This is a genomic window from Corallococcus exercitus (genome assembly GCF_003611585.1).
GTDB lineage: Bacteria > Myxococcota > Myxococcia > Myxococcales > Myxococcaceae > Corallococcus > Corallococcus exercitus.
This window is the reverse complement of sequence record NZ_RAVW01000384.1, coordinates 1-9,476: the sequence shown is the minus strand read 5'-3', so window position 1 is coordinate 9,476 and position 9,476 is coordinate 1. Positions and strand designations below refer to the sequence as shown.

Annotated in this window: 8 protein-coding genes and 1 pseudogene; 4 read left to right on the top strand and 5 right to left on the bottom strand. The window is 69.1% G+C overall.

Going from position 1 to position 9,476, the window contains the following annotated elements; all coding sequences use genetic code 11:
- The coding region (locus tag D7W79_RS33005) for a hypothetical protein (protein ID WP_147442170.1) at nt 1-328 on the bottom strand (328 nt) is incomplete at its 3' end.
- A gap of 171 nt (nt 329-499) precedes the next feature.
- Here D7W79_RS33005 and D7W79_RS33000 point away from each other — a divergent pair.
- From D7W79_RS33000 to D7W79_RS32990, 3 genes are all read left to right on the top strand, one after another.
- On the top strand, nt 500-841 hold the full coding sequence (locus D7W79_RS33000) for a hypothetical protein (protein WP_120529331.1): 342 nt from the start codon (nt 500-502) through the stop codon (nt 839-841).
- A 224-nt stretch (nt 842-1,065) separates the two neighbouring features.
- Nucleotides 1,066-1,785 (top strand): RhiA family protein, encoded by a 720-nt coding sequence (locus D7W79_RS32995; protein ID WP_120529330.1) that lies wholly within the window; start codon nt 1,066-1,068, stop codon nt 1,783-1,785.
- 199 nt (nt 1,786-1,984) lie between these two features.
- Nucleotides 1,985-2,722 (top strand): endonuclease/exonuclease/phosphatase family protein, encoded by a 738-nt coding sequence (locus D7W79_RS32990; RefSeq protein ID WP_120529329.1) that lies wholly within the window; start codon nt 1,985-1,987, stop codon nt 2,720-2,722.
- 41 nt (nt 2,723-2,763) lie between these two features.
- On the opposite strand, the gene D7W79_RS32985 is transcribed toward D7W79_RS32990, so the two are convergent.
- The 3 genes from D7W79_RS32985 to D7W79_RS32975 all read right to left on the bottom strand — a co-directional run bounded on the left by D7W79_RS32985 (nt 2,764) and on the right by D7W79_RS32975 (nt 6,789).
- A complete protein-coding gene (locus D7W79_RS32985; RefSeq protein WP_158617109.1) occupies nt 2,764-4,353 on the bottom strand; it encodes an endo alpha-1,4 polygalactosaminidase in 1,590 nt (529 codons plus the stop codon).
- Between the two features lie 219 nt (nt 4,354-4,572).
- Complete coding sequence (locus D7W79_RS32980) at nt 4,573-5,724, bottom strand: TIGR03118 family protein (protein WP_120529327.1); 1,152 nt, start codon at nt 5,722-5,724, stop codon at nt 4,573-4,575.
- A 153-nt stretch (nt 5,725-5,877) separates the two neighbouring features.
- The gene (locus D7W79_RS32975; RefSeq protein ID WP_120529326.1) at nt 5,878-6,789 is read right to left on the bottom strand and encodes a LysR family transcriptional regulator; all 912 of its coding nucleotides are present in this window, start codon (nt 6,787-6,789) and stop codon (nt 5,878-5,880) included.
- Between the two features lie 151 nt (nt 6,790-6,940).
- Here D7W79_RS32975 and D7W79_RS32970 point away from each other — a divergent pair, with 151 nt between their 5' ends.
- Entirely contained in the window at nt 6,941-7,801 is an 861-nt protein-coding gene (locus tag D7W79_RS32970) for a haloalkane dehalogenase (RefSeq protein ID WP_120529325.1), read from the top strand.
- 28 nt (nt 7,802-7,829) lie between these two features.
- On the opposite strand, the pseudogene D7W79_RS32965 reads toward D7W79_RS32970, so the two are convergent.
- Nucleotides 7,830-9,476 (bottom strand): annotated as a pseudogene (locus D7W79_RS32965) (DEAD/DEAH box helicase); the annotation flags it as partial.

Genomic DNA, 9,476 nt, shown 5'->3' with positions numbered 1-9,476 from the left:
GGACGGGCTGGTACCGGTCCCACCCGGGGATGGGGAAGGCCGGGGCCGAGGCCTGACGCAGCGCCAGGGCCTCGACGGCCCGTGGCGCATCGAGCGGGGCCGTCTCGTCGGCGGCGGGAAGTCCCCCCGGCCGGGGCCCGGCGGGGGCGGGGCTGTCCTTCAGGAGCGACTCCAGCGTCTCCTCGGACAGCAGCCCCCGCTCGCGGAGCAGTTCCAGCGGGCTTCGCCGCCGCCGCCGGGCCTCCTCCAGCAGGCCCCCGGCCTCCTCCCGGGGCACGAGCCCCTCATCGATGGCGAGCCAGATCTCCTTCTCATCGTCGCGGGTCATCGCCAGGGGCCTCGGGGGAGAGCGGCCTGAGTATGGCGCGAGCCCTGAACGGACGCGAAGCGCGCTCCGGGCGAGCGGGCGCGGCATGTCGCCGACGTGTCACCGGCATTCCGATTGAATGAGTGACACGGCCCCCGTCCCATCCCTCTTGGGGCCGCAAAGGAGCACTCCATGCCCTTCAATCCGGACTTCCTCTTCGACTTCACCGTGGCCAGCACGGGCTCCCCCCCAGACTCGGTAGTCCCAGCCCATCCGGGCCAGGTCGTCACCGTGTTGGTGTTCGTGCCCCCGAGCCAGACGCTGAACCTGAAGCTGCCGGACCCGCTCCGCGTCGTTCTCCAGACCCAGCCGGTGGTTTCACAGGGCGTGGCCTCCTGGCTCTACGCGTTCTACGTCCCGGAGCAAGCCGCGCTGAGTCCCGTCACCTTTACCTTCACGCCCGCCGGGCCCGTCGGCGGGGAGGAAGAACCCAAGCACGCCAACGGGACGATTGACGTCTCCGCCAACTGCTGAGGGTCGCCGTCCTGGAGGTTCAGGGGCGCGGCATGCCGCCGACGTGTCGCGGGACTGTCGCCGCCCCCTTTTCCCCCCGGAAACGTCCTGGCCCACGGGCGACAAGGGTTGGCCCACCGGGTGCAATGACATGCATTCACGCAACGGCGACTGACAACAGCAGTCAGGCGCCGTTGTCGCCACCCCATCCGAGCAACCCTCGGATGACACCCCAGGAGCGACACATGAATCCGCAGAAGCTGCAGGTGATCCCCGGCATCCGGCACCGGCTCGTCAGCCTCCCGAACAAGGAGGTGAACACGGTCGCCGCCGCGCAGCAGTACGCGATCAAGTTCATCAACAACTCCAACAACGACTGGACCTTCTGCTGCTTCCAGAAGGACCCGACGATCACCGACCCCTCCATCATGTCCCTGGCCTGGTACACGAAGAAGGTCGCCAGTGGCACGTCCGTGACCTTCACCTGGTCCACCACGTACAACTTCGTCTGGGCGTCGACGGGCATCCTGCAGGCGGGCGTCGCGTTCAACGCCAGTCAGGTGACGGACGCGGACCTGACGAACGACAACCTCATCACGCTCACCAGCCCCGACAGCCAGGAGTACAAGTTCATCAACGAGTCGAACGCCGGCACCCCGGGCTCCCTGAGCATCTACTGCGACAACACCATCCCGGACCCGAAGGTGGTGACCAATGGCGCGCCGTCCGTGGGCATCGGCATGTCCGGCCAGGGGACCTTCGCGCTGCAGGCGCAGCCCAACACGACGACCATCTTCACCCCGAACCCGACCTACTACATCACCTTCTCCAACCACCTCTCGATGGGCCAGGTGATGTCCGCCGACCAGACCACCAAGGCGATGGAGGTGTCGTTCCCGGGCGCGGTGAACCTCTGCACGGCGACCCTCGACCACACCAATGCGTGGTCGCTCTCCTACGGGTGAGCCGTTGCGCCCCACCTGACGCAAGGTGGAAACGACCATGGGCCCGGAGCCAGGAGGTTCCGGGCCCGTAGGTCATCCCGCGTCGCCCCAAGGATGCATTCCGCACAAAACCTTCCGAATCATATTTTCTGTTAAAGCATGTTTCGCTAATTTTCCCTGAAGACGCCAGGGATGGCCTGGCGCACGTTTCGAGGGAACCATGCTCAAGCTCTTGTCGTCCGCCGTTCTCAGCCTGCTGCTCTCCCTGGGGCTCCTGCCCTCCACTTCTTCGGAGCAGACAGCGGCGCTCGCCGTCACGACGACCACGGTCGCGACGCACAACACGCATTACGGCGAGGCGAACTTCCGGCCGCTCGCGGACGTCATCGGCTGGCAGGAGGTAAGCACCGCGGAGGGGCACAACAAGCTCGACGCGCTGGAGTACTACAACCACTTCCGGCCCGGCGAAAGCCGGCTGGACGCCCGCAACTCCATCGCCATCTCCTGGCGCAAGAACAAGTACGAGAAGACGGGTGACGGGTCCCGCCTCACGCACGGCGGGGAGGCTGGCGTGACGCCGGCGCGCTTCGTGAACTGGGTCGTGCTGAAGAACATCGAGACCGGCGCGAAGCTGGCGTTCATCAACACCCACTACATCTCCGGCGCCTGGAACGGCGAACACCCCGAGCGGCAGGAGCGCTGGCGGACGCACAACGCCGTCGTGCGCGAGGTGGTCGCGGACCTGCTCGGCCGGGGGCTGCCCGTCGTCCTGGTGGGTGACTTCAACCGCGCGCTGTCGCAGGACATCCCCGGGATGAACCACCTGCGCACGGCGGGCGTGGACGGCGTGCCCATTGATCAGATCTACGTCAGCGTGGGCATCGGCACCGGCCCCGCCGAGCGGCTGGAGAAGTACGGCTCCGACCACTTCGCCTACACCGCGACCGTCGAGTACTGAGGGACAGGCCGGGGCGCGGTGAACGCCCCGGCCCGCCCGCGCTACCAGCAGGCGAACTGGATGTTGTCGTACCGGACGGACGCGGTGCTGAAGACCAGGGTGCGCAGGTCACCCTGGACGAAGTTGGTCTCGCCGCAGGCGCAGGTGGCCCCCGTGCCCGTGCAGCTCGTCCAGTTCGTGGTGTCCCCGCCCGAGTCCACGCGGTACTCGGCGTTGAAGACCGCCTTGTTCTTGTTGGTGAACCAGGTCTTGTAGGCGCCGCACTCGTTGTACTTCTGGCACTCCTCGTTGATGGCGAAGTCGAAGGAGTCCGCGAGCGAGGAGACCTGGTCCACGTCGTTCTTGAGCGCGATGCCCAGGCACAGCGAGTGGGCGGTGGTGGCCAGCCAGCGGTTGTAGTCGAGCTGGTTCGCCGCCGTGAGGCCCCAGCAGGACTGGTCGGTGCAGCTGATCTCATCGTCGTGCGAGTAGCCGTCGACGTTGTCCGGCTCCACCGCGTCGCAGCCCTTGCTCTTCGCCAGCTGCATGCGCGACGTCATCACCGTCCGCACCGCCTGCTTGCGGTGATCCAACCACCACTCACAGCCGCCACCGCTCGTGCACCAGTCCCCCAGGATGTGCACGGACTGCGCGCAGTTCTCTCCGGGGGTGCAGTACGTGTCCTGCGGGAACTGGTTCGCGTCCTCGCGCCAGTCCTCGTAGGTGCCCGCGCTGAAGTAGCAGACCACCTTCTTGCCGGCGGTCTTGTACTCCTGGATCTTCGCGCTGGAGGTGTTGAAGAGGTCCACCACGTAGACCTGCGCGTTGAGGTTCGTGGGGATGGAGGCGTGCTCCAGGTCCCACATCCAGGTGGTGCCCTTGGGGAAGGCCGCCACCGTGCAGGCGGAACCCTGACCACAGACGTTCGCGGTGCCGCCACCGCCGCACGTCGCCGGGCTCTGGCAGGCGCCACAGCTCGCGACCGTGCGCGCCTGGCCGCAGTTGTCGGTGCCGCTCACCTGCCCGCAGTTTGCGTCCAGCCGCGTGCAGAACGCCGCATCGGTCTCGGCGGTGCACGTCGTGGCGATGTCCCAGGACACCTGGAGCCGGAGGCTGTCGAGCTGCGCCGCGTCCGTGCCCGCGCCCTTGACGATGCGCGCGCGGATGTCACCGGTGCTCGAGACGAAGTTCGCGGCCACCTCCGTGGCGGGCAGGTTGAGCGTCAGGGCCGGGGTCCACACCCAGTCACCGCGCCCCTGCGAGTTGGCGAGGGTGACCCAGCTGGAGGTCGTGAAGCGGTAGAGCTGCCACTGGTAGTAGGACGCGGCCACCCCGGGCCCCTGGTACTTCGTCAGCACCTGGAGCTGGGTGACCTGGGCCGGGGTGGGCGCGGCCTGCGTGAGGCTGGAGAGCTTGAAGGTCAGGTAGCCCGTGTAGCTGGGGCTGAACTCGATGTACTGCGCATAGCAGTCGGCGTACGCCCCGACCGTGCAGTTCGCGCTGTTCGTCTTGAGCACGGCCATGCCGCCGCTCTTGCCGGACGCATCCGTGTTCGTCAGCGTGCTCGCGGAAGCGAAGTCGATGACCTCCGTGCCCGTCAGGGCCTGCTGCTGGACCTCCGGCTCCCGCGCGTCGTCCGCCTCCAATGGCATGCATCCCGTGGCAAGCAAGGCAAGACACGGGGACAGCCAGGCAATCCATTTCGGCATCACTCCTCCAGGGTGAGGGGTGCGCCTATCACATGGAGCCCGCCACGGGTGCAATGCCAGAGCGCCCATTCACTGGAGTGGCATCTTCCCCACCCGAGGACGCGCCCGGGACATGATTCCCCGGGCGCGTGCCATGAGTTTCCTGCCTCAACCGCACACGGATCAGCGCATGGGACGGAACGGGACGCGGGTCGCGCCCGTGGTGGCCACGTCCAGGCGGCCGTAGAGGCCGTGGGCCTCATCCGCCGGGCCCGAGGTGAAGAACAGCGTGTTGCTGGGCTGGTTCTGAAGGCCATTGCCGAAGCCGAGCGCCCACAGGCCGTCAATGATGACCGGCTTCCCGTCGGCACCCTGAAGCTGGGCATCGAAGGCTCCCGTCGCGGAATCAAAGGCGTTGATGGTGCCGTCGCCGAAGTTCCCCACCAGCAGCCGCCCCGCGAACCGCCCGAAGCTGGCAGGCGCCACGGCCATCCCCCACGGAGCGTTCAGGTTGCCCGCGGAAATCAGCCGACGGATCAACCGCCCGTTCGCATCGAAGACGTTGACGTAGCCCAGGCCCGGGCCGTGCACATCGTCCTCGCGGTTCGCGTCCTGCTGCGCATAGCTCACGTAGAGATCGCCGTGGATGTTCTGGATGCCGAACGGCGCGAAGCCGGCAGGCAGGTTCGGGTCCGTGAAGTTCCCACTGAGCGTGGCGGGCGCGAACTTGTTGTCGAAGACATCCACCCGCCCGTTGTGGAAGTCGGTCGCGTAGAGGTAGGTGGCGGTGCCGTTGCTCGCCAGGGCGGCCCCTTTGTAGATGGAGCCCTTGCTGGAGTTGTCCACCGTGAGGATGGCGTTGGACGCGGCGGCGGTGGGAGACCAGGCGGCCACGACGCCCTGCTCCGTGACGAAGATGAAGCGAGCAGGGCCACTGGCGGTGCCCTGGGAGACCACGAAGCCCTCGGAGCCGTTGAACACGACGCCGGTGGGGCTCGCGGGAGCCATGGCTCCCGTGGGCACCGGGATGGTGACCACGAGCGACTGCGCGTTCCCGTCCCCGTCGTAGAGCGTTGAGTTCCCCGTCCCGTTGTCGGCCACCCAGGCGACGCCAAACGGATTGAAGGCAAGCCCCCAGGCGTTGACCAGGTTGGGATCCACATGCTCCGCGGTCGCTGCCCCGTCGGAGACCAGGTTCCTCTGGAGATACGAATTGGGAAGCGTGTCAGGTGCCTGGGCGATGGCCACGCCAGGCAACCCCACCACGGCAAGCGACAGCCCGACCACATATCCGCCGCACCGCAGCCCCAGTTCACGAATCGACGTTGTCCTCATGTTCCCCCCTCGGTTCCGTGTTTCTGTGACCTTCTCGTCTGGATAAAGCCTGAGAAGCGTTGGCCCATGCGGCAACAGGCCCTGTCGCGCTGGGAAATGACCGACAGTCAGCATTGCCCAATGCCAGACGCCTCGTCTGGCATTCCATGCGTGTCACCCTGCCAGGACCGCGCTCCGGACCAGTTCGCGGAAGTAGCGCGCGGCCGGGTCTGCATGGGTGCGCTCATGCCAGCACAGGGACAGCTTGACGGTGTGCGCGGGGACCGGCGCGTTGACGCCGCGCACGCCCAACCGCGTTCCCTGCGCGGCGACGAGTGACTCCGGCAGTGTCGCGACGAGGTCGGTCGCGGCCACCATCGCCGCGGCCGTCATGAAGGAAGGCACCGTGATGGCGACCTCGCGAGGGATGCCCGCGCTTGCGTACGCGGCGCCGACGAGGTCCCGGAAGCCCTTGCCCGGGACCATCTCCACGCCCACGTGCCGGAGCGCTCCGAGCGCACGCGCGGACAGGCGCCTCTGGAGCGCGGGGTGGCCTTCGCGGGCCACGAGGACAGTGCGCTCGTCGAGCAGCGGCTCGACGTGCAGGCCCGCGCCCCGCCCGGCGAGGCCGATGTGCAGGTCGACCTGGGACGAGGTCAGGTCGCCCAGGGCGACGAGCGAGGCGATGCCCACCACGGAGAGGCGCGCGTTCGGCAGCGCTTCGGTCATCCGGGCGGCGATTCGCGGCCCCCAGGTGAGCTGCCCCGCGTCGGCGACGGCGAGGGTGAAGGTGCGCGTGCAGCGGGCCGGCTCGAACGGGGCTTCATGAAGCCCGGACTCCAGCTCGCGCAGGCCTCGCGCGATGGCGGGGGCGAGCGCGAGCGCACGGGGCGTGGGGACGATGCCTCGGCCCTTGCGCGTGACCAGCGGGTCCCCCAGCACGGAGCGGAGGCGCGCGAGGCTGTTGCTGATGGCGGAGGGCGTGACGTGGAGCCGCTCGGCCGCGCGCACCACGCTGCGCTCGGTGAGGACGGTGTGGAGCACCAGGAGGAGGTTGAGGTCGAGGGCGGAGATTTCAATGCTCACGGTTGGTGAGCGTAGACCTCACGAACCATCACTACCAGCGAGGAGTCCTCTTCCCCATCATGGGTGCATGCACAGACTGCTCGGTTGTCTCGTCGCGGGCGCGCTCGTCGCATGCCACTCCTCCACGCCGCTTCCTTCCCGGAGCACTCCCATGACCACGCCTCAACGGCTTCCTGTTCTGGACTCGTTCATCTCCTACCGCGAGGCCGGGACGGGCTCGCCCATCGTGTTCCTGCATGGCAACCCCACGTCCTCGCACGTGTGGCGCAACGTCATCCCGCGACTCTCCGACCGCGGCCGGTGCCTCGCGCCCGACCTCATCGGGATGGGGGACTCGGGCAAGCCGGACATCCCCTACCGGTTCGCGGACCACGCGAAGTACCTCGATGCGTGGTTCGAGGCGCTCGACCTGCGGGACGTCGTGCTCGTCGGCTACGACTGGGGCGGCGTGCTGGCACTGGACCAGGCGCGGCGGCATCCGGAGCGCGTCCGGGGCGTGGTCGTGTTCGAGACGTTCCTCCGCCCCATGCACTGGAGCGACTGGCCTCCCCAGGGTGAGCAGCTGTTCCGCGCCCTGCGGACGCCTGGGGCCGGTGAGAAGCTGGTGCTCGAGCAGAACGAGTTCCTCGCGAGGTCCTTCGCGAACGGCGTCCTGCGCGGCCTCCCGGAGAGTGACCGGGCCGTGTATCAAGCCCCGTACCCGGACGCGGCGTCACGACGCCCGGTGCTCCAGTGGCCTCGTGAGATTCCAATCGATGGCGAGCCCGCGGACGTCGCGGAAGTGATTGAGCGCTATGACGCGTGGCTCGCGCAGCCGTCCGTGAAGCCGGCGCTCCTGCTGACGTTCGGAGAGACCGGCCTCAACGCGCCACACATCATCGAGTGGGCGCGCGCCAACCTCCGGGCCCTTGAGATCGTCCCGCTCGGTCGCGCGGGGCACCACGCGCCGGAAGACGCGCCGGAGGACATCGCGCGCGCCATCCGGAGCTGGCTGGACCGCCACGCGTGGTGAGCGTCAGCCCTGACGCGTAGCGCTCACGTTAGCGCCGCCGCCTGCCGCCTCCCGGCCGTTTCCCATTCCTGGGGGGCTTGCCGTGGTGGCCCCGGTTGGGTCCGCGTCTGGGGGCGCCGCGCTCCCGCTCCTGCGTCTGGGGCTGGCGCTCGCGTGTGACCTCGGCGATCTCGTCCGGCATCCAGGGACGGTCGAGCAGCTCCTGGAGCTCGAGGAGCGACCGGGCCTGGAGCACGCCCCGCCGGCCTCGGGCCACGCTGAAGCGCTGGGGGCGGTCGAGCAGCGGCAGCTCCTCCTCCACCAACGTCCGGGCGAGCTTCTCCGGCAGGTGCAGCCTCACCACGCCGCGCGGGGCCCCGTCCGACAACATCTCCACGTCGTACTCGAGCGGGACCTCCTGGTCGCGCACCTCCACGGCGTCCGGGAGCGCCAGGAGGGCCCTGCGCGTGGCGGGCGGCACGAGCGCGTCCAGGTCGAGCCGCAACGGGCGCGCCTTGAAGTCGTCGAGCGTGTCCACGCCCTCCAGCTGCGCCTCGTAGAGCGCGGTGAGCTCCGGCAATCCCAGCGGCGCGGTGGTTCCGCCCGAGCGCCGCCACAGCTCGCGCACCTCGGCGATGGCGACCCGGTGACGGTCCACCGCGGCATGGGGGGCCTCGCCCCGCGCCAGCGCCTCGGCGAGCGCGTGCCGGGCCGCCTTGGCGAGCTCCGGCCCCCAGGCGCGCAGGACCTCCACTTCCTGCTCCAGCGCGAAGCCGAAGAACTCCACCCTCGTCACGAGCACGACCGAGCGGAAGCGCACGTCGTACACCGGCGCCGCCGAGTGACGGCGGGCGTAGCGGCGCAGCAGGGACTGGGGCAGCTGGGTGCCTTCGATGCCGGCCTGCGAGTCGCCGTTGCGGTCGGCGAAGTAGCGCAGCGGGCCCGCCACCGCGCCCAGGTTGCCGCACACGCTCGTCTTCGACACGCGCGCGACCTCGCCCCAGGCCGTGCGCTCGTCGATGATCAGGTCGAAGGGCATGAAGCGCGCGAGCAGGTCACAGAAGCGCTGGTAGACGCGGGGGGTCGCGAAGGGCATGTGCGCGGGCAGCTTCAGCCCCACGCTCCGGTACACGCTCGCCATCGCGAGCGCCGCGTCCTCCAGGGCCTTCACCAGCACCCCTCGCCCCTCCACCCAGGCCGCGAGCTTCTCCGCGTTGAACACGTGGCGCGGCAGCCCCTGCACCTCGCCCACCGTGCCCGCTTCCTGGAAGGCCTCGGCGTACAGGTTGTACGCGGTCAGGTGGTCGCTGCCGGGCACGAGCACGCCCTCCAGGTTTCGCTCCTCGCGCGTCATCCGGTGCAGCGACTCCACCGAGCTGCACACCGCGAGGAACGGCAGCAGCGCGTCCTCCGCGTTGACGATGAGCTCCGCCCAGGGGCGCTCCACGGGCAGGGCCTCCACCGCGCGGCCGTAGTCGGACAGCCGTCCGTCCGCGTCCACGATGTTGCGCGCCTGCAACTTCGCGAGCGCCCGGCGATAGGCATCGCGGTCCAACGGCACGGGCAGGTCCAGCTCGTCCGCCCGCACGCCCAGGGCCGCCGCGGTGAGGGCCACGCGCTCCGGCTCGCCCGCCAGCTGGAACTCGGGCTCCGTGGGCCGCAGCGAGGCGAAGTGGAGCGGCCGGTCACTCAGGAT

What these genes read in the sequence shown, in the direction of transcription:
- D7W79_RS32980 (WP_120529327.1), bottom strand. Translation starts at nt 5,724, where the DNA reads ATGAGGACAACGTCGATTCGTGAACTGGGGCTGCGGTGCGGCGGATAT.
- D7W79_RS32995 (WP_120529330.1), top strand. Translation starts at nt 1,066, where the DNA reads ATGAATCCGCAGAAGCTGCAGGTGATCCCCGGCATCCGGCACCGGCTC.
- D7W79_RS32970 (WP_120529325.1), top strand. Translation starts at nt 6,941, where the DNA reads ATGACCACGCCTCAACGGCTTCCTGTTCTGGACTCGTTCATCTCCTAC.
- D7W79_RS33000 (WP_120529331.1), top strand. Translation starts at nt 500, where the DNA reads ATGCCCTTCAATCCGGACTTCCTCTTCGACTTCACCGTGGCCAGCACG.
- D7W79_RS32990 (WP_120529329.1), top strand. Translation starts at nt 1,985, where the DNA reads ATGCTCAAGCTCTTGTCGTCCGCCGTTCTCAGCCTGCTGCTCTCCCTG.
- D7W79_RS32985 (WP_158617109.1), bottom strand. Translation starts at nt 4,353, where the DNA reads ATGCCATTGGAGGCGGACGACGCGCGGGAGCCGGAGGTCCAGCAGCAG.